This window comes from Mycobacterium sp. 48b (genome assembly GCF_048282725.1).
In the GTDB taxonomy this organism is placed as follows: domain Bacteria; phylum Actinomycetota; class Actinomycetes; order Mycobacteriales; family Mycobacteriaceae; genus Mycobacterium.
Window position 1 is genome coordinate 1895842 of sequence record NZ_JBLVUL010000001.1, and the last position, 17831, is coordinate 1913672.

The 17831-nt window shown below is 67.1% G+C and carries 20 protein-coding genes; 6 read left to right on the top strand and 14 right to left on the bottom strand.

All coding sequences use genetic code 11. The annotated features are described in order from the left end of the window. Positions 1–16 precede the first annotated feature (16 nt). Together ACNQR1_RS08945 and ACNQR1_RS08950 are read right to left on the bottom strand one after the other, a co-directional pair. Entirely contained in the window at positions 17–1093 is a 1077-nt protein-coding gene (locus ACNQR1_RS08945) for a diacylglycerol kinase (protein ID WP_418045442.1), read from the bottom strand. Positions 1094–1101: 8 nt separating this feature from the next. Beyond that, entirely contained in the window at positions 1102–1893 is a 792-nt protein-coding gene (locus ACNQR1_RS08950) for an SDR family oxidoreductase (RefSeq protein WP_418045443.1), read from the bottom strand. 185 nt (positions 1894–2078) lie between these two features. Between ACNQR1_RS08950 and ACNQR1_RS08955 the strand changes: the two genes are divergently transcribed. Together ACNQR1_RS08955 and ACNQR1_RS08960 are read left to right on the top strand one after the other, a co-directional pair. Continuing rightward, entirely contained in the window at positions 2079–2558 is a 480-nt protein-coding gene (locus ACNQR1_RS08955; protein WP_418045444.1) for a glucose-6-phosphate dehydrogenase, read from the top strand. A 153-nt stretch (positions 2559–2711) separates the two neighbouring features. Then, a complete protein-coding gene (locus ACNQR1_RS08960) occupies positions 2712–3035 on the top strand; it encodes a hypothetical protein (RefSeq protein WP_418045445.1) in 324 nt (107 codons plus the stop codon). Between the two features lies 1 nt (position 3036). Here ACNQR1_RS08960 and ACNQR1_RS08965 read toward each other — a convergent pair whose 3' ends face one another. Continuing rightward, positions 3037–3930, bottom strand: coding sequence for a Ku protein (locus ACNQR1_RS08965; RefSeq protein ID WP_418045446.1), 894 nt, complete (start codon positions 3928–3930; stop codon positions 3037–3039). Between the two features lie 60 nt (positions 3931–3990). Beyond that, positions 3991–4626 (bottom strand): pyridoxamine 5'-phosphate oxidase family protein, encoded by a 636-nt coding sequence (locus ACNQR1_RS08970; RefSeq protein WP_418045447.1) that lies wholly within the window; start codon positions 4624–4626, stop codon positions 3991–3993. A 79-nt stretch (positions 4627–4705) separates the two neighbouring features. Between ACNQR1_RS08970 and ACNQR1_RS08975 the strand changes: the two genes are divergently transcribed. Next, the gene (locus tag ACNQR1_RS08975) at positions 4706–6133 is read left to right on the top strand and encodes a PLP-dependent aminotransferase family protein (RefSeq protein ID WP_418045448.1); all 1428 of its coding nucleotides are present in this window, start codon (positions 4706–4708) and stop codon (positions 6131–6133) included. Here the strand turns inward: ACNQR1_RS08975 and ACNQR1_RS08980 are convergent. Beyond that, entirely contained in the window at positions 6124–7044 is a 921-nt protein-coding gene (locus tag ACNQR1_RS08980) for a carbohydrate kinase family protein (protein WP_418045449.1), read from the bottom strand. The two genes, ACNQR1_RS08975 and ACNQR1_RS08980, sit on opposite strands and share 10 nt — an antisense overlap. Positions 7045–7067: 23 nt before the next feature. Beyond that, a complete protein-coding gene (locus ACNQR1_RS08985) occupies positions 7068–7739 on the bottom strand; it encodes a cutinase family protein (protein WP_418045450.1) in 672 nt (223 codons plus the stop codon). Between the two features lie 72 nt (positions 7740–7811). Here ACNQR1_RS08985 and ACNQR1_RS08990 point away from each other — a divergent pair, with 72 nt between their 5' ends. Further along, on the top strand, positions 7812–10085 hold the full coding sequence (locus ACNQR1_RS08990) for an ATP-dependent DNA ligase (protein WP_418045451.1): 2274 nt from the start codon (positions 7812–7814) through the stop codon (positions 10083–10085). Here the strand turns inward: ACNQR1_RS08990 and ACNQR1_RS08995 are convergent. Next, positions 10080–10907: a helix-turn-helix domain-containing protein gene (locus tag ACNQR1_RS08995; RefSeq protein WP_418045452.1), complete on the bottom strand. Its 828-nt coding sequence runs from the start codon at positions 10905–10907 to the stop codon at positions 10080–10082. The genes ACNQR1_RS08990 and ACNQR1_RS08995 overlap by 6 nt on opposite strands. Positions 10908–11014: 107 nt before the next feature. On the opposite strand from ACNQR1_RS08995, the gene ACNQR1_RS09000 reads away from it, so the two are divergent. Further along, complete coding sequence (locus ACNQR1_RS09000; protein WP_418045453.1) at positions 11015–11452, top strand: hypothetical protein; 438 nt, start codon at positions 11015–11017, stop codon at positions 11450–11452. A 59-nt stretch (positions 11453–11511) separates the two neighbouring features. Here the strand turns inward: ACNQR1_RS09000 and rnhA are convergent, their stop codons facing one another. The 5 genes from rnhA to ACNQR1_RS09025 form a co-directional block, all read right to left on the bottom strand. After that, a complete protein-coding gene (rnhA, locus tag ACNQR1_RS09005) occupies positions 11512–11997 on the bottom strand; it encodes a ribonuclease HI (protein ID WP_418045454.1) in 486 nt (161 codons plus the stop codon). Positions 11998–12045: 48 nt separating this feature from the next. After that, positions 12046–12696, bottom strand: a complete 651-nt coding sequence (locus tag ACNQR1_RS09010) for a glyoxalase (protein WP_418045455.1) — start codon at positions 12694–12696, stop codon at positions 12046–12048. 26 nt (positions 12697–12722) lie between these two features. Then, entirely contained in the window at positions 12723–14117 is a 1395-nt protein-coding gene (locus ACNQR1_RS09015) for an acyl-CoA dehydrogenase family protein (protein ID WP_418050320.1), read from the bottom strand. 48 nt (positions 14118–14165) lie between these two features. Further along, the gene (locus tag ACNQR1_RS09020) at positions 14166–14492 is read right to left on the bottom strand and encodes a hypothetical protein (protein WP_418045456.1); all 327 of its coding nucleotides are present in this window, start codon (positions 14490–14492) and stop codon (positions 14166–14168) included. 181 nt (positions 14493–14673) lie between these two features. Further along, entirely contained in the window at positions 14674–14967 is a 294-nt protein-coding gene (locus ACNQR1_RS09025) for a hypothetical protein (protein WP_418045457.1), read from the bottom strand. 208 nt (positions 14968–15175) lie between these two features. On the opposite strand from ACNQR1_RS09025, the gene ACNQR1_RS09030 reads away from it, so the two are divergent. After that, on the top strand, positions 15176–15580 hold the full coding sequence (locus ACNQR1_RS09030; RefSeq protein ID WP_418045458.1) for a DUF5709 domain-containing protein: 405 nt from the start codon (positions 15176–15178) through the stop codon (positions 15578–15580). Here the strand turns inward: ACNQR1_RS09030 and ACNQR1_RS09035 are convergent. Both ACNQR1_RS09035 and ACNQR1_RS09040 read right to left on the bottom strand, forming a co-directional pair. Continuing rightward, on the bottom strand, positions 15554–16765 hold the full coding sequence (locus ACNQR1_RS09035; protein WP_418045459.1) for an MFS transporter: 1212 nt from the start codon (positions 16763–16765) through the stop codon (positions 15554–15556). The genes ACNQR1_RS09030 and ACNQR1_RS09035 overlap by 27 nt on opposite strands. 200 nt (positions 16766–16965) lie before the next feature. Beyond that, complete coding sequence (locus ACNQR1_RS09040; RefSeq protein ID WP_418045460.1) at positions 16966–17829, bottom strand: LLM class flavin-dependent oxidoreductase; 864 nt, start codon at positions 17827–17829, stop codon at positions 16966–16968. Positions 17830–17831 lie beyond the last annotated feature (2 nt).

Consider the following 17831-nt stretch of genomic DNA (forward strand, 5'->3'; position numbering starts at 1 on the left):
TCCTTCCAAGGTGGGTCTAACCGGCAGCGTACAGACCACGACCGGTGATCAACGGTAGATCGAGAGTGGTCCGGATACCCGGCTTGGCATCGACGACCGCCGGGATCGCGTTGACCACCCGCGCCGCCGTCGCCACCAGACCCGCGTGGTTGTGATCGCCGTTCGGGCTGCTCAGGCACAGGTCCAGCTTGTAGGACGGTTCACCGGTCACCACGACCCGGTACGAGCCGCCCTCCTGCGCGGGCTGCGGCCATTCGGGGCACAGGTCATCGCGAAGCCGCGTCACGTGCTCCAACACCACGGCAGCCTTGCCGTCGCGCATACCGCGCACCTCGAAACGCAGTGCGGCGGTGGTGCCCGCCGGGATGTGGCCGGCCGCGATGTCGAAGTCTTCCGGCGCCGGAACCCGGGTGTGCTCCTCGGTGACCTCGTCGAGTTCGATGCCCAGGCCTGCGGCCAGCTGGCGGACCACCGAACCCCAGGCCAGGGTCAGCACGCCCGGTTGCAGCAGCATCGGAGTTTCGTCGATCGGCTTGCCGAAGCCCATCACGTCGAACATCACCGCCGCGCTGTCGTAGGTCGCGTAGTCGACGATCTCCATACAGCGGATCTGCTCGATCTGCTGGCAGGTGCCGGCAAGGGCAAGGGGCAGAAGGTCGTTCGCAAAACCGGGATCGATGCCATTGACAAAGATGCTGGCCCCGCCTGCCTCGGCCGCCGTGGCGATGGGCTCGATCAGCTCGGCCGGCAGGACCTGCCACGGGTACTGCAGGAACACCGCGGAGCTGGCCACCACATTGACACCGGCCGCCAGGATGCGCCGGTAGTCCTCAAGGGCCTCGGGCAGCCGGTTGTCGGCGAGGGCGGTGTAGACCACGCAGTCCGGCTTGTCGGCCAGGATCGCATCGAGGTCGTCGGTGGCGAGAATGCCCGTCGAAACATCAAGGCCGGCAAGCTCTCCGGCGTCCTTGCCGGCCTTGGCCGACGAGGACACCCACACTCCGGTGAGTTCGTAGTCCGGATTGATGACGAGCTGCTTGAGCGCGTGCTTACCGACGTTTCCGGTACCGACCGCCGCTACGCGAATGGTCATTCTTCTCCTCAGAGGTCAGGGATGGGCAGGTCGAGATTGGGCATGTTGAGGCCGCCGTCGACCTCGAGCACCTTGCCGGTCAGGTAGCTGCCCGCGGGGGAGGACAGGTACACGGCGGCGGCGGCGATGTCGGCCGGATCACCGAGGCGGCGCAGCGGCGTGGCCTTCTCCATCGGGTCGCGCAGGGCGTCGTTGGAGGCCACGATGTCGAGGGCCGAGGTGAGGATCGAACCGGGCGCGATGGCGTTGACGCGGATACGGGGGCTCAGGTCCAGCGCGGACAGTCGGGTGTAGTGCGCGAGGGCGGCTTTCGCGGTGCCGTAGGCGGCGAATCCACGCCCGGCCAGGCGTCCCACCGTGGAGGTGATGTTGATGATGCTGCCGCCGCCGGAGTGCTCGAGTATCAGCGGCACGGCCGCACATGTGAGCGCATGCGCGGTCGAGACGTTGAAGGTGAAGGCGTCGCGCAGATCTTTGGTCGACGTGTTCAGCAGCGGCGCCGGCATGGTGCCGCCGACGTTGTTGACGACGATGTCTAGTTTCCCGAACGCCTCGACCGCGGCGGCCGCGAGTTCCGCGGTGGCCTCGGGGTGGGCGAGGTCGGCGACGACGACGTGCGCCTTGCGTCCCGTCTCGGCGATCTGGTCTGCCACCTCGTCGAGCTGGGCCTGGGTGCGGGCCGCGATGAGCACGTCCGCACCGGCTTCGGCGAACGCGAGCGCTGTTGCCGCGCCCAGTCCACGTCCTGCCCCGGTGACGATGGCCACCTTGTCGTCGAGTCGGAATCTGTCCAGAATCACGTGCGCTCCGTTCCCTTGTCCGGCGCCACGCTAGCAGGGAGAGTCGACGGCCGTGGGGCGTTTCTGAAACACGTTCTAGTCGCTGTGTGTCACCTGCGCGTGTCGTGGCAGCGTTGGCCAAACCCCTACCGCGGCCTTGGTGACGGGCGCACACTGGAGGAGTCAGTTCAACGTCGGGAGCCGCGATGACCCAGCAGCGATATGACTTCTTCGGCGATGTCTTCGCGCGGTACTTCAGCCCCGCGATCGACGAGTACCCGTCGACGGCGGGCACCCTCATCCACCGCCTGCTCGCGGGTACCGACGACCTGCAGGACCGGTTGGCCCAGGCCCGTCTGGCGGCGGAGGCATGGGGCGAGGAGGAGTTGGGCCATACCGGTCATCGCACGCACCCGGCATCGGAACTGTTCGTCATCACCCAGTGCGGTCTGATGTACGGCGCGCGCTTCGCCGATGCGCAGCACGGTCTGTATTACCTGGCCACACCGCGCTCGATGTTCGACGCGTTCGTCGACCAGGTCGAGCGCACACCGCTGAGCCTGGGCACCGTCGTCGCGGTCGATCGGCGCTGTAGTCACGACCTCGAATCCGCTCATCCCATGGATGCGGCCCTGCGCCGGATCCTGGACGAACACGAGGCCCTGCGCGTCGACGTAGGGGTGTGACAGTCCCCCGGGAACGCTCATGTTAACGCCGTATTTCGGTGGCATTCGCTGTGTGTTAACCGGTGTGGATTCGGTATGAGATTGTCCGACAAGGGAATTCGCCGTTTTAGGTTTAGCCCACTTCACCGAACCTGAGAGGACGGGCTGAACCCAGTGAAACGGAACTTGAGAAGTGTGTGTGTCGCCGGTGTCGGGCTGTGCGGGCTGGGGACGGCGTTGGCCGCGCCGGCGGCCGCCGCGCCCACCGAGTCGACGGCGAGCCAGACCATCAGTGACCTCGAAAGTCAGGGCTACCGGGTGATCCTGAGCAAGGTCGGCACCAAGGCCCTCGACGACTGCACGGTGAGCGCCGTCCGCCAGGGACGTTCGGTCACCGCGCCGCAGGTGCCGGCCGGTGCGGCGAGCATCACGTCGTTCAACCCCGGGCAGAATCTGCAGTACACGACGGTGTACGTGGACCTGGACTGCCGCCGCTGAGCTACTTCTTGGCGGCGGCCTTCTTGGCTGCTGCCTTTTTGGCCGGCGCTTTCTTGGCTGGGGCCTTCTTCGCGGGAGCCTTCTTGGCCGGCTCCTTGTCCGCGCTGCCGCGAGCCTTCACGCTGGCCTCAAGCTTCGCGAGCAGATCGGACACGTCCTCGGTCTCGTCGAGCTCGGTCGGCTGTTCTTCGACCGAGAAGGCTTCTCCGCCTTCGAGTTTGGCCTGGACCAGCTCGTGCAGCTGTTCCTGGTAGTCGTCGCGGAACCGGTCGGGCTTGAAGTCGTCGGTCATCGACTCCACCACCTGACCGGCCATCTTTAGCTCGGCCGGTTTGATCTCGACTTCCTTGTCCAGCACAGGGAAATCCGGATCGCGGATCTCGTCGGGCCACAGCAGGGTGTGGATCACCATGACGTTGCGCTTGCTGAAGTCCTTGACCCGCAACGCAGCCAGTCGTGTCTTGTTGCGCAGCGAGAAGTGCACGATGGCCACCCGCTCGGTCTCGGCGAGAGTCTTGGCCAGCAGTACGTACGACTTCGACGACTTGGAGTCGGGTTCCAGGAAGTAGCTCTTGTCGTACATCAACGGGTCGAGCTGCTCGGCCGGGATGAACTCGACGACCTCGATCTCGCGGCTGCGTTCTTCGGGCAGCGTCGCGATGTCCTCGTCGGTGATCACCACCATCTGCCCGTCGTCGGATTCGAAGGCCTTGTTGATGTCGCGGAACTCGACGACCTCGCCACACACCTCGCAGACGCGCTTGTAGCGGATGCGCCCGTTGTCCTTGGCGTGGACCTGATGGAACTTGATGTCGTGGTCCTCGGTCGCGCTGTAGACCTTGACCGGCACGTTCACCAGGCCGAAGGCGATCGAACCCTTCCAGATGGATCGCATTTGCCCAGTATGGCTTGATATCGGCGACTGCGCGAAGATCCACCGGATCGGTGCGTCGGGTCAGGTGCCGTTGACGAGGCGATACACCGACTGCGGCGCGTCGACGCCGGCGTCCACCCACGGCGCGGGAACCGGGTCGCCGGCCACGGTCCGCAGCGGCACGACACCGGCCCATCCGCCTGCGTCGGCCGCGTCGTCAGGTGGCGACGGCGGTGCGTCGCGCACCTTGACCGTCCAGCCGTCGGGCGTGATCGGCAGGGCGATCGCGAGCGTCGCGGCGAGCTCCTTCTTCGAGCTGGAACGCACTTCCGCACTGCGGCCCGGTATCAGCGAGTCGCTCATCAGATCCAGTGCATAGGCTGCGTCGGCCGGATCGATGACCGTCAGGTGTCCGCGTACGACGGCCGACCGGTAATTGGCGGTCGAGTCGAAAAGGGTATCCGCCACCACGATTCCGTCGAGAAGCGTGACGCAGAACGCGGCAGGTGCCCCGGCCGCGACATGTCGCAACGCGCCGGCACCCGTCGACCCGTGCAAGACGATTCGATCACCGTCGCGGGCGTAGAGCATGGGTACGGCCCACGGCTGTCCGTCCAGCACCGTCGCAAGCGTCCCCACGGCCGCGGCGTCGAGTACCGAGTCGAGGGCGGGCCGGTCGGTGCGGGCGCGCTCGCGTTCTCTCCTGATCTCCTTCACGGAGTGAATTCTGAGGGTATTCCGGCATGCTGAGAAGATCCAGAACTGGATCGGAAGTGCAGACCACTATTGTGGGTGCATGGCGCGTCACGCACCTGAGCTGCACTTGGCCCTGCGGCTCCCCTCCGACGAGTCGCCGCTGCGGCAGCGCATCGCGGCGGCCGTCATCGAGGAGGTCCGGCTGGGCCGGCTCGGTCCCGGTGACGCGCTGCCGTCGACGCGCAGCCTGGCTGCCGACCTCGGGGTGGCCCGCTCGTCGGTGGTCGACGCGTACGACGAACTCGCTGCCGCCGGGTACACCACGGCTCGGCTCGGTTCGGGCACGCGGATCGCCGCCGGGGCAGACGCCGCCGCCCACGCCGGAGCCGCTTCCCACGTCACCGCGACCGGCGCCACGACTGTTGCGCCGGTGGCACCACGTCCACAACAACCGGCGTGGGATCTCACCCCCGGGCATCCTGACCCGGGGCTGATCCCGACGACTGACTGGCGGCGCGCCTGGCGAGCAGCCGCGGCCGCACCTGTGCCGGCCGCCGCGGCGGGCCCGGACGGTCATGCCGAGCTCCGCCGGGCCCTGGCCGGTCATCTGCGCCGAACCCGTGGCATCGTCGCGGATCCGGGTGAACTGGTGATCGTGCCCGGCGTGGCCTCGGCACTGCGCACCATCACCGCGGCGGCCGGGCTGACCGGGCGCGACATCGCGTTCGAGGAGCCGGGATATGACGAGGCGCGGCGGGCGTTCGAGATGTCCGGCGCCCGAACACGTGCCGTGGCGGTCGACGACGACGGACTCGATCCCGGATCGCTGCACGATTCCGATTCAGCCGTGTATTGCACTCCGGCACATCAGTATCCGCTCGGCGCGCGGCTTCCCGTGCCTCGTCGCGCCCGGCTGGTGCAGTGGGCGATTCGGACCGGCGGCCTGCTCATCGAAGACGACTACGACGGTGAGTTCCGGTACGACGTATCGGCCCTGCCGGCGTTGCGCGGTATCGACGGTGGGCGTGACTGCGTGGTCTACGTCGGGACTGCTTCGAAGGTCCTCACGCCCGCACTGCGGGTGGCCTGGCTGCTGCCACCGCCGGCCCTGCGGGACGCGGTCGCCGACACGTTGGAGCGCAGCGGCGAATCAGTTTGTGGGGTGACCACTTTCGCGTTGGCCCGGTTCATCGACTCGGGTGCACTGACTCGACACCTCGCGAGGGCGGCACGCACGTACGCGGCGCGGCGCTCGGCGCTCGTCGGTGCGCTCGGACGCCGGTGCGCGGGCATCCGGCTGGAGGGGGTCGAGGCGGGGCTGCACCTGGTGGTGCGGCTGGACGACGGGATCGACGACGTGGCCATCGCTGCCACGCTCGGTGAGCGGGGTGTCACCGTCGCACCGCTGTCCGCGTACTTCGCGGGTCCGCCCGGCGCCCGGGGTCTGGTGTGTGGATACGCGTGTCTGCCCGAAACCCGGGCCGACACGGTGGCCGGGCTGATCGCCGGCGCGATCGGTCAGCCCTGAGCGGCGTCCCGCGCCGCGAGATCGGGCAGGTCGGCGCCGGGCCGGGCCACGGTCAACGCCGCCGACAGCGCCGCGGCCTCCAGGACACCTTCGAGTGCCCCGACGCCGATGGCGGCCAGATCGCGACGACGCTCGGCGCCGAGCAGTCCCAAGGACCACAACGCGTCGAGCAGGCCGGTCATGAAGGCATCGCCGGCCCCGACGGTGTCGACCACCTGCACTGCGCGTGCCGGAACCGAGACCAGACCGGCCCGGCACACGGCGAACGCGCCCCGCGCACCCGATGTCACCGTCACGATCGACGGGCCGACCTCCAGCCAGGCCCGCGCGATCTGTTCGGGGGTGTGCCGGGGATCCAGCCAGCGCAAATCGTCCTCGGAGGCTTTGACGATGTCGGCGCGCTCGACGAGCCGGTCGATACGTCCGCGGGCGATGTCACCGTCCTGGATCACGTCCGGCCGGACATTCGGATCGAAGCTGATGGTCGCCGACATCCGGTAGGCGTCGAGCAGCGCTGCGGTGGCACGACATCCCGGTTCCAGCACGGTCGCGATCGAACCGGTGTGGACCAGCAGCGGCGTGGCCACCTCGGGTGTGCCGGCCAGCTGCCAATCGATGTCGAAGGTGTAGTGGGCCGATCCGGCGGAGTCCAGGGTGGCCGTCGCGGTCGGCGTCCGATGGCCCGTCGTACTCCCCGAAACCAGCTCTACCCCAGAATTTTCCACGTACTCGACGATGCGTTTACCGTGGTCGTCACTCGCGATGTGGGTGAGAAAGTCGACGCCGCGGCCCAATCGGGCCAGCCCCACGGCGACGTTGAGCGGACTGCCGCCGACATACTCGCCGCTGATCGTGCCGCCGCTCTCTACGACGTCGATCAGCGCCTCGCCGATGACCAGGGCCCGGCTCATGGCTCCATCGTAGGTGGGTTCGGCTAGAGCCGTCCGGCGATGAAGCCGGCGGCCTGGTCGGGATACGGCGGAAGCTCGTATGCGCTGTGTGCCGCGCGGAGGCGCCCACCCTGGACGCAGATCGGATCGCCGGGGCTGCACAGGTCGATGGCCCGTCCCGCGAATTGGCCGGTGCCCGACAGCGGCGTGCCGAACCGGTTGCCGGGATTGCCGAACACCGCGACCGCGGCGACGCGGTCTGCGCTGTAGGGCGGCAACGCCGGAGCCGAGCCGATCGCGCCGATCCGGTCCCCGATCGGCGGTACGCCCGCCAACATCGAGACTGCCGCTGCGCCTTGCGAGAATCCGCCGAGCACCACCTGGGTACCGGGGCATTGGTCGGCCAACCAGGCAATGTGGCCGGCCGCGTCGTTCGCGCCGTCCGCAGTGGTGAGGAAGTTGAGCCCGGCCGGATAGTTCACCGCGTACACGCCGAGGCTGCGCGGTGCGATCCTTGGCCCGAGCAGGTCGACCATCGCCTGGCCCACCCGGCCGATCCCCGGTGGCTCACCGGTGCCCCGGGCGAACACCACTTCGACGTCCGAGCAGGGATCGGCCGATGCCGCAGGCGCCGGACCGGTGAAAACGGCCGTCGCGGGTATCGACACGGCCACGGCCAATCGCAGGAGCAAACTGTGCACACGGTTCAGCACCATCTGCACATGCTCACATGCCGACGGGGCCCGTGTCCTCGATGTGGGTATACGTTTGCCTCATGGAGGGGCGTCATGGAGCGCTATGAGCGGGTTCGGCTGACGAATCCGGACAAGGTGCTCTATCCCGCCACCGGCACCACCAAAGCCGAGGTGTTCGACTACTACCTCAGCATCGCCGAGGTGATGCTTCCGCACATCGCCGGGCGCCCGGTGACCCGCAAGCGGTGGCCCAACGGGGTCGCGCAGGCATCATTCTTCGAAAAGCAGTTGGCGTCTTCGGCTCCCGACTGGCTCGAGCGCGGGACCATCGCGCACAAGTCGGGCACCACCACCTACCCGATCATCAACACCCGCGAGGGGCTCGCCTGGATTGCACAGCAAGCGTCACTCGAAGTGCATGTGCCGCAATGGCGGTTTGACTCCGACGGTGGTCAAGGCCCCGCGACCCGCATCGTGTTCGACCTCGACCCTGGCGAGGGCGTCACCATGCGGCAGCTGTGCGAGGTGGCGCAGGCGGTGCGCGAGCTGATGGGTGATATCGGGTTGACGACGTATCCGCTGACCAGCGGTAGCAAGGGCCTGCATCTGTATGTGCCGCTGGCCGAGCCGATCAGCTCACGCGGGGCGTCGGTGCTGGCCAAGCGGGTGGCACAGCAGCTCGAACAGTCGATGCCAAAGATGGTCACCGCCACGATGACCCGCAGTATCCGGGCCCAGAAGATCTTTGTGGACTGGAGCCAGAACAGCGGTGCCAAGACCACGATCGCGCCGTACTCGCTGCGCGGGCGGGAGCACCCGACTGTCGCCGTGCCCCGCACGTGGGAGGAGATCGGCGATCCGGATCTGCGTCATCTGCGATTCGACGAAGTGCTGCAACGGGTTTCCGATGACGGCGACCTGCTGTCCGGGCTCGATGACGATGCACCCGGCGCCGACAAGCTGACCACCTACCGCAGCATGCGCGACGCGGCCAAGACCCCCGAGCCGGTGCCGAAACAGTCACCGAAGACGGGCGACAATGACAAGTTCGTGATCCAGGAGCACCACGCCCGGCGGTTGCACTACGACTTCCGGCTGGAACGCGACGGGGTGCTGGTGAGCTGGGCAGTGCCGAAGAACCTGCCGGAGACCACCTCGGAGAACCGTCTCGCCGTGCACACCGAGGACCACCCACTGGAATACCTGACGTTTCACGGCGAAATACCGAAAGGGGAGTACGGCGGGGGCAAGGTCCTCGTGTGGGACACCGGGACCTACGAGACCGAGAAGTTCAACGACAACTCGCCCGACGGTCCTGACAAGGGCGGGGAAGTCATCGTCACGTTGCACGGCGAGAAGATCGAGGGCCGGTACGCGCTGATCCAGACCGAGGGCAAGAACTGGCTGGCGCACCGGATGAAGGACCAGAAGTCGAAAACGCCCGACCCGCGGGACTTCGCGCCCATGCTGGCCACCGAGGGGTCCGTCGCGAAGCTGAAGGCCACGCAATGGGCGTTCGAGGGCAAATGGGACGGATACCGGCTGCTGGTCGAGGCCGATCATGGCCGCCTGCAACTGCGTTCGCGTCGCGGGCGCGACGTCACCGCCGAGTACCCGCAATTGCAGGCGGTGGCAGCCGATCTGGCCGACCACCACGTGGTGCTGGACGGCGAGGTGGTGGCCCTCGACGATTCGGGGGTGCCCAGCTTCGGCGAGATGCAGAACCGGGCCCGTTCCACCCGGGTCGAGTTCTGGGCCTTCGACATCCTGTGGCTCGACGGTCGGTCCTTGTTGCGCGCAAAGTATTCCGATCGCCGAAAGCTGTTGGAGGCGTTGGCTGCCGGCGGTGGTCTGATTGTTCCCGAACCGCTGCCCGGCGACGGCTCCGAGGCCATGGACCACGCCCGCGAGCACCGGTTCGAGGGTGTGGTGGCCAAGAAGCGGGATTCGACGTATCAGCCGGGCCGGCGGTCGGCATCCTGGATCAAGGACAAGATCTGGAACACGCAGGAAGCGGTGATCGGTGGCTGGCGCCAAGGGGAGGGCGGGCGCAGTAGCGGCATCGGGGCGCTGCTGCTCGGTGTGCCCGGCCCCGACGGCCTGCAGTTCGCCGGGCGCGTCGGCACCGGGTTCACCGAAAAGGAACTGACCAAGCTCAAGGGCCTGCTGGCCCCGTTGCACACCGACGAGTCGCCGTTCGACAAGCCGTTGCCCAAGCTCGATGCCAAGGGCGTCACCTTCGTGCGGCCCGAGCTGGTGGGCGAGGTCCGCTACAGCGAGCGCACCAGTGACCGCCGGTTGCGTCAGCCGAGCTGGCGGGGTCTGCGGCCGGACAAATCGCCGCAGGACGTGGTCTGGGAATCATAGGAACAGCTGCGAAACAGAGCTCTCTTCGCGATCTCGAGCAAGCGATTCAAACGCATCGGCAGTCCTGCGATCGGCGGGAAAGAGCAACTCGATGGCCAGTTCGGAGATCGTGACTTCGAACGGCATGTCGAATGTGCCGAACATGCCGAAGAACGACCACTCGCCACCGTCGGGCGCCCGGACCCTGACCGGGCCGAGATTCTGCGCGAAGTCGGAATCGGCTGCCGCACCAGGGTCTTCGCTGGTCAGGTAGTTGTCGAACTCCTCCAGGAGCTGCGCGAGCTGCTCGTCTGCGGTGGTGGCGAGCTGGCGCTGGACGCGATCACGAAAATAGGCCATGACCTCGTGGGCATTGATGATCTGCGGCACCAATTCCATGCCGACGTGCAGGACATTGATGGGTGGGTTCAGCAGGGCAGGATCGATGGTCGCGACGAGCGGTTGTACGGCCGCGTTCGCGGCGACGAGGTTCCAGTGACGGTCGAACACGACCGCCGGATACGGTTCGTGACTTTTCAGAATCCGCTCCAGCGCTTCGCGGACCGGAGCGAGTTCGGGTGCGCCGAACGGATGCTCGGGGAATGCTGGAGCATGCCCAGCGGCGAGCAGTAGCCGGTTGCGTTCGCGGAACGGTATTTCGAGCCGTTCTCCAAGGCGCAGCAGCATGTCTCGCCCTGGTTTGGAGCGGCCGGTCTCGACGAAACTCAGATGACGCGCCGATACGCCCGCGTCGAGCGCAAGCTCCAGCTGGGTCAGTCGACGCCGTTGCCGCCACTCCCGCAGCAGCGGCCCGACCTGAGGAGCGGAGCTGGTGGTCACCATTCGCACCGACTGTAGCTGCGTCGGGTTCGCTACTCCATTACCTCTAGGTAATCGACAGCACGACCTCTGGCCTCAAGCATCACTGGTATGACGATCAGGAGGACGACATGACCAACTTGCTTCGACGGCTGGTCTGCGGCGCAGCGGGCGCCTCGATGGTGGTCGCATTGCTGCTGCCGTGGGACCAGGGGCCAGACGCCGATCCCGTCGCGTGGGGTCTGTGGAAACTCACTTTTCCGTTGTGTGTGGCCTTGGCTGCGTGTGCGTTGGCCACGGCGATCACCGGCGGACAGATCGGCCTGAACAGGCGGGATGTTTCGATCATCGGCGCGACCGATGGTCTCGGCGTTATCACCTCGCTGACCCTGGCCTGGCTGCTGCTCTACGACTTCCCTGCTCACGCCGGCGGCCGGCCCGCCATCATCCTGGCGTTGATATCAGCAGCCGCGGCTGCCTTTGCCGCGGCTGACTACGGCCCACTGCGGGGCGGACCTCTGTTCCCGCGATTGGTAGATGAGGGCCGGACTGTCTCTGAATCCCGTTGAGGCGGGCCGACGAACTCATCGACGGCCTACTCGCACCTATCGTCGGTGCCTGACGGGGGTCAGTGGACCAGATCGCCCGAACCGTCGAGCGCTTCGCGCAATCCCCGCGTCGCCAACTCGTCGGCCAGTTCGTTGTCGGCGATACCGGAGTGGCCCTTCACCCAGAACCACTCGACCTGGTGCTGGGCGCACGCGGCCTGCAGCCGCTGCCACAGGTCGACATTCTTCACCGGCTGCTTGGCGGCGGTGAGCCAGCCGTTGCGTTCCCAGCCGAGCACCCACTTGGTGATGCCGTTACGGACGTAGGTGCTGTCGGTGTGCAGGTGCACCACCACGGGCCGGGTGAGTGCCTCGAGCGCCATGATGGGCGCCATCAGCTCCATCCGGTTGTTGCTCGTGGTGCCGGGCTCCCCGCCGTACATCTCGCGAACGTGCTCGCGGTGGCGCAGCACCGCACCCCAGCCGCCGGGGCCGGGATTCGGGCGGCACCCGCCATCGGTGTGGACCACAACGACGTCGTTGCGCAGGGATCCGGCGTCGGTCATCCGCTGAGGATAGGCAACGGGGTGGGGTGGTCGGAGCCCCGACACACGTCAACGGTCAGGGGTAGCCGAGATCACCGCCGTCGGGACCGACAATCCGAAGTCCTTGTGCCGGATCGTGGTGATCCGGCGTCCGGGCTGGACCGCGTCCTTGACGGGAGTGGTGTGGTCCCCGAAGAACGCGGCGCTCGATTCGATGTCGTCGACGACGTACGTGATGCCCCACAGCGTCGAGGGACCGTCACTCGTGGTCTCCGGAGAGCCCACGACCTCGAGGATCACCTCACCCAACCGGAAGAAGACCTGGCGGACCCGGCGCCCGCCGAGCTCGGCGTCACGTTCGCGGCGCGGCGCCACGCCGATGGCGGCCAGCGATTCGACGGTGCGGCCCAGGTCGGGGGACAACAGCACGACGTGGTCGATCGCGGTGGCGCCGTTCGGATGTGTGGCCGGGCGCGCGGTGGCAGTGCTGGACCGCACTGTCGGGATGCCGTCGAGGTCAGCTACCGCCCCATCCGGTGGCAGGCCGCGCAATGACCACCCGACGATGCCGGTGCCGCGATCACCCCCGACCAGTCGGATGCGAACGCTGCCGACCCGGCAGACCGGGCCGGCGTCGCCGCCGGGATCGACACTGAACCCCGCTCGCGTCCAGGCGTCCGGCGGGTCGGCGACTTCGATCTCGTCCACGGAGACGGTCATGGACGTGGGATCTTATCTGGCCCGCATCACTTGCGGGGCGGGCGTAAGGCTTTCATCGCCAGGCGCATGACGGGTTCCGGTACGTGGTCTTTCGCGGACAGCGCCGCCCCGGCGGCCCGGGTGCGCAGCGGCGTGCCACGACCGAACCATCGGTTCAGCGGCCCGCCGGTCGGCTCCAGGTCGACGTGCAGTGGCGGCTTTCCGTCGGCGGCGCCCAGCGCGTGCGAGATGACGATGCGCTGGATCTCGCTGGTGCCCTCAAAGATCGTGTACAGCTTGGCGTCCCGGTACCACTTCTCGACCGGGTGGTCCTTGATGTAGCCCCAGCCGCCCATGGTCTGGATGGCCCGCTCGGTGGTGCTGACCGCGACTTCGCTCGCTGCGAGCTTCGACATCGAACCCTCGCCACGTTCGAAGGGCACTCCGGTGGCGGCCATCCAGGATGCCCGCCAGGTCAGCAGGCGGGCGGCGTCGATCTGGGTGGCCAGGTCGGCCAGTGGAAACGCGACGCCCTGATTGTCGATGATGGGTTCGCCGAAGGCGATCCGTCGGTTGGCGTATTCGGTGGCGTATTCCAATGCGGCCCTGGCGATTCCGAGCGCCTGGGCGGCCACCATCGGCCGAGTCTGTTCGAAGGTTCCGAGCGTGGCGGAACCGGAATGCGCGGCGCCTGCGACTGCCTCACGAGCCCGCGCCAGCTTGTTCTCAAGTTTCTCGTGACCGCCGAGCAGATTGCCTGCGGGCACGCGGACACCGTTGAACCTGAGCTCGGCGGTGTGCGAGGCGCGGCACCCGAGCTTGTCGAGTTTGCGCACCATTTCCAGCCCCGGCGTGCCGCCTTCCACCACGAACAGGGCTTGGCCCTTGTGGCCGAGGTCCTTGTCGACGACTGCGTTGACGACGTGCACATTGGCTATGCCGCCGTTGCCGATCCACATCTTGTGGCCGTCGATGATCCAGTCCGCGTCCGGGCCGGGGCCGCTGCGGGTGGCATATGTGCGGAGATTCCGCACGTCGCTGCCGCCCTCGGGTTCGGAGATGGCCAGCGCCGCGAGCTTGAGATCGCCCGGTGTGCCGAAGCATTCTGGCGCCCATTGCAGCATCTGCTCCGGAGAGGCGGCCTGGCCGATCGCCGACAGCGCAAGTGCCGGCATGACGATGGCCAAGCCGATCCCGGCGCAGCCCCAGAAAAGCTCCTCCATGAACATCGGAAGGGACAATCCTGTCGGGTCGCCGATCAGGTCGCGGTAGAACAGCGGACTGTAGAAGCCCTGAGCGGCCGCTTCTTCGAGCACCGGCCACGGAAACTCCTGCCGCCGGTCGTATTCGGCAGCGACCGGCCGGATGACCTGGTCAGCGAACTCGTGTGTGCGTCGGGCCAGGTCATGCTGGGCCGCGGTGGGGGTGAGGTCGAATGCCACAGCGAGTGGGGTACCCACTGCGACAGCTGCCGAACTTTCCGGTTGACCTCAGTCGGGCGACTGGCCGGCGGCCGCGATCCGCTTCCTGGCTTCGGCCGGCGAAATCCGTAGCCTTCTGGCCAGGACCGCGGCCGGGTCGAACCGGGGCGGCGACGCGGTTTGGGTGGCCACCATCCGTCCGAGCAGCCGTTGTTGTGCGGTCGCCAGCCGTTTCTCCCCGGCGTCGAGCCGGACCAGAACCTCGTGCAGTTCCGACCGGGTCAGGGCGTGCACCGACAGCGCGTCGATTTCTTTGCATGCGGCGTTGAGGTGATCGAGGGCTTCACCGACGATCGCCCGCTCCAGATCCCTATCGGATGCCAATATCGAACTCATGTTCGGTACCGTACGCCGACCCACCGACAAGCCGGGCCGACGCGCAGCCCGCGCGAACTCGGCGGCAAAAAACAATCGGCCGCACATTGTGTGCGGCCGATTGCTGGCATTCTTTAGTCGCCAAGCTGCCCATTGCGGTTTGGCGGGTTTAACAAATGCACGCCCTGTTTTTATTCCCGACTCAGCAGGCGACGTCGACATATGCCGTCTTTGAAATGACGGTGGTATTGATCGAACTTCCACCCCTGGAGTCGTTGGTGGCCATGGTCTGTCCCTGGCGCACACCGAGCACGGTGCAGTTGGCCAGTGGTGCGGCGCCGGTGCGGTTCACAATGACGTGATAACCGCTGGTCTGTAGACTTTTCACGGTTTGTTCGGCCGACTGCCCGGTCGGGGCGGCAGCGGCGACGCCCCCGAGGAATGTGCCCGCGGCCAGTGCGCCGGCGGCTATTGTCGCGATGGTATATGACTTCATTTCCCAACCCTCCGTCGTAGGCCGCACCGGAGGTCCCGCAACTTCCGGTTACTGCCTATTACGTCTAATTGGGGATCGAGTTCAAAAATTCCGGAATTCTCAGCTGAAAATGCGGAATTTCTCAGGATGCAGTTCAGGCCACCTCAGCGAGGGTCTCCAACTGCGAAGAACTTGCTCAGGTGGGCCCGACCTGTGCCATCGTTGAAACATGAGTAGTGACGGGTACAGCGTCGATGACGACGACCAGTTGACTCAGGAGGACACCCTGATCGATCGGGGCGTCGATGACTTGCTCGACGAGGGGTACTCGCCCCCGGATCGCTGGCGGGCGCCTCGTGACAACGAGACCCTCGATGAGCTGCTGGCCGAGGAAGAGCCGGATCCGGCGATGCAGCTCGACGACCCCGACTATCCCGACGAGCAGGCAGGCGACGACGAGGTCGGGGACTTGCGCTCGGGTCGGCTGGTGGCCCCCAATGCGGGCTTCGGTGCCGACGAAGAGGCCGAGCTCCTCGGCACTGACGTCGGCATCGACGGTGGTGCGGCGTCCGCCGAGGAAGCCGCGGTCCACATCATCCCGGAGTCGTCACCGGATGGCGGTCTTCCGTTCTGACGCCACCGACACGGTGAACACCGCCAACCCGCCGAGGGCCAGGATTGCGCCGGCCGCGGCCGGGGCGGTGTAGCCGAGGCCGGCGGCGATCACCAGGCCACCCACCCAGGCGCCCGTGGCATTGCCGATGTTGAGCGCGGAGTGGTTGAGCGCGGCGGCCAGCGTCTGGGCGTCGTGGGCGACGTCCATCAGCCGGGTCTGCAATGCCGGACCGACAGCCGAGCCGGCCACGCCGACGCCGAACAGCAACGGCAGCGCGGTCCACGGGCTGTGCGACCCCAGCGAGAACGCGGCCAGCAGCACTGCCAGCGAGCCGAGCGACAGATACAGCGCTCCGATCACCGAGGTGTCGGCCAACCGGCCGCCGACGAGGTTGCCGACGACCATGCCGAGACCGAACACCATGAGTGCGACGGGAACCATCGACCGGGGCAGGCCGGTCACGTCGGTCATGGTGGTGCTGATGTAGGTGTACACCGCGAACATGCCGCCGAAGCCGATCATGCCGACCAGCACCGCGAGCCACACCTGAGGCCGGCGCAGCGCACCGAGTTCGGTCAGCGGACTGGTGACGTGCATGGACCGCAGATGCGTGGGCAGCCACAGCCACTGCGCAGCCAACGTGACCAGGCCGACGCCGACCACCAGGCCGAACGCGCTGCGCCAACCGAGGGCCTGGCCGAGCCACGAGGCCAGCGGGACACCCAACACCGTCGCGACGGTCAGACCGCACAGCACATAGGCCACGGCCTTGGCCCGGTTCTGCGGACCCATCAGGTGTGCGGCGGCCAGCGCGGCGATCCCGAAGAACGCGCCGTGCGGCAGGCCGGTGACGAATCGGGCGATCACAAGGGTCAGGTAGGTCGGTGCCAGCATGCTGGCCAGATTGCCAAGGGTGAAGACCGCCATCAGCGTGAGCAGCAGGGCCTTGCGGGGCCAGCGCGCGGTGAGCGCGGCGATGACGGGTGCGCCGATCACGACGCCCAGCGCATACGCGGAGATGACGTGACCCGCTGTCGGCTCGCTGATGCCGAAGCCCGTCGCGATGTCGGGCAGCAACCCCATCGCGACGAATTCGGTGGTGCCGATGCCGAAGCCACCGAGGGCCAGGGCGAACACCGCGAGCAGGCGCACGGCGGGGTCGGGCGCGACGATGGCGCGCGCATGTTCGAGGGAGGTCGTCATTCTCCGGCTTTCCGAGGGTTCACTGACTGGAGCTCTCGGACAGCGTTGGCGAGAACGGCGGGTGCAACGCTAACGGCGCGCCCGCTGTTCCCTCAAATTCAATCGTTCGATGCCACCGCTTTCTGCGCCTGGGTTGTCGGACGGTGCCGAACGCGACCCGGGCGTAGGAAACGGCGCGGGCAATCCCCGCAGGAAACGGCCTAGACCTTGGCGATGACGTTCTCGGCGAACTTCTCCAGGTGGCGGATCTTGCGGTCCAGCGGCTCCGGGTCGTCGCCCATGATGTACGGCAGGCGGAAGCCCACGATCACATCGGTGACGCCCTTGTCCTCGAGACGCTTGATGCCGTCGGGGGTGTAGGCGTCAGCCGAGATCACGTGGACCTCAAACGGCCCGGTCTGGCCTTCCTCTGCCCGGATCTCGTTGAGTCGTTTGAGCAGCACGTCCAGGTCGTCGGTGCCGCCGCCGTGCATCCAGCCGTCGTTGCGGGCCGCGCGGCGCAGGGCCGCCTCGGCGTGCCCACCGACGAGGATGGACACCGGCTTCGACGGCGCCGGGGTCATCTTGGTCTTGGGAATGTCATAGAACTCGCCGTGGTACTCGAAGTAGTCACCGCTGGTCAGTCCACGGATGATGTCGAGGCACTCGTCCATGCGCTTGCCGCGACGTGCGAACGGCACCCCCATCAACTCGTAGTCCTCGGGCCACGGGCTGGTGCCGACCCCGAGGCCCAGCCGGTTGTCGAACAGTGCGTTCAGCGAGCCGACCTGCTTGGCCACCAGCGCGGGCGGGCGGATCGGCAGCTTGAGGACGAAGAAGTTGAACTTGAGCGTGGTGGTGACCGCGCACAGGGCCGATGCCATCACGAAGGCCTCGATGAAGGGCTTGCCATCCAGGAACTCCCGGTTGCCGTCCGGGGTGTAGGGGTACTTCGAATCGGACTCGAAGGGGTAGGCGACGCTGTCGGCGATCGTCATGGCGTGATAGCCGGCTGCCTCGGCCGCCTGGGCCAGCGGAATGTAGTAGGTGGGATCGGTCATGGCTTCGGCGTAGGTGAACCGCATGC

Bases quoted from the DNA above. Each gene is read 5' to 3' on its own strand.
- ACNQR1_RS08945 (WP_418045442.1), bottom strand. From the start codon at position 1,093: ATGACCATTCGCGTAGCGGCGGTCGGTACCGGAAACGTCGGTAAGCAC.
- ACNQR1_RS08955 (WP_418045444.1), top strand. From the start codon at position 2,079: ATGACCCAGCAGCGATATGACTTCTTCGGCGATGTCTTCGCGCGGTAC.
- ACNQR1_RS08965 (WP_418045446.1), bottom strand. From the start codon at position 3,930: ATGCGATCCATCTGGAAGGGTTCGATCGCCTTCGGCCTGGTGAACGTG.
- ACNQR1_RS08975 (WP_418045448.1), top strand. From the start codon at position 4,706: ATGGCGCGTCACGCACCTGAGCTGCACTTGGCCCTGCGGCTCCCCTCC.
- ACNQR1_RS08980 (WP_418045449.1), bottom strand. From the start codon at position 7,044: ATGAGCCGGGCCCTGGTCATCGGCGAGGCGCTGATCGACGTCGTAGAG.
- ACNQR1_RS08985 (WP_418045450.1), bottom strand. From the start codon at position 7,739: ATGGTGCTGAACCGTGTGCACAGTTTGCTCCTGCGATTGGCCGTGGCC.
- ACNQR1_RS08990 (WP_418045451.1), top strand. From the start codon at position 7,812: ATGGAGCGCTATGAGCGGGTTCGGCTGACGAATCCGGACAAGGTGCTC.
- ACNQR1_RS08995 (WP_418045452.1), bottom strand. From the start codon at position 10,907: ATGGTGACCACCAGCTCCGCTCCTCAGGTCGGGCCGCTGCTGCGGGAG.
- ACNQR1_RS09000 (WP_418045453.1), top strand. From the start codon at position 11,015: ATGACCAACTTGCTTCGACGGCTGGTCTGCGGCGCAGCGGGCGCCTCG.
- rnhA (WP_418045454.1), bottom strand. From the start codon at position 11,997: ATGACCGACGCCGGATCCCTGCGCAACGACGTCGTTGTGGTCCACACC.
- ACNQR1_RS09010 (WP_418045455.1), bottom strand. From the start codon at position 12,696: ATGACCGTCTCCGTGGACGAGATCGAAGTCGCCGACCCGCCGGACGCC.
- ACNQR1_RS09020 (WP_418045456.1), bottom strand. From the start codon at position 14,492: ATGAGTTCGATATTGGCATCCGATAGGGATCTGGAGCGGGCGATCGTC.
- ACNQR1_RS09025 (WP_418045457.1), bottom strand. From the start codon at position 14,967: ATGAAGTCATATACCATCGCGACAATAGCCGCCGGCGCACTGGCCGCG.
- ACNQR1_RS09030 (WP_418045458.1), top strand. From the start codon at position 15,176: ATGAGTAGTGACGGGTACAGCGTCGATGACGACGACCAGTTGACTCAG.
- ACNQR1_RS09035 (WP_418045459.1), bottom strand. From the start codon at position 16,765: ATGACGACCTCCCTCGAACATGCGCGCGCCATCGTCGCGCCCGACCCC.
- ACNQR1_RS09040 (WP_418045460.1), bottom strand. From the start codon at position 17,829: ATGCGGTTCACCTACGCCGAAGCCATGACCGATCCCACCTACTACATT.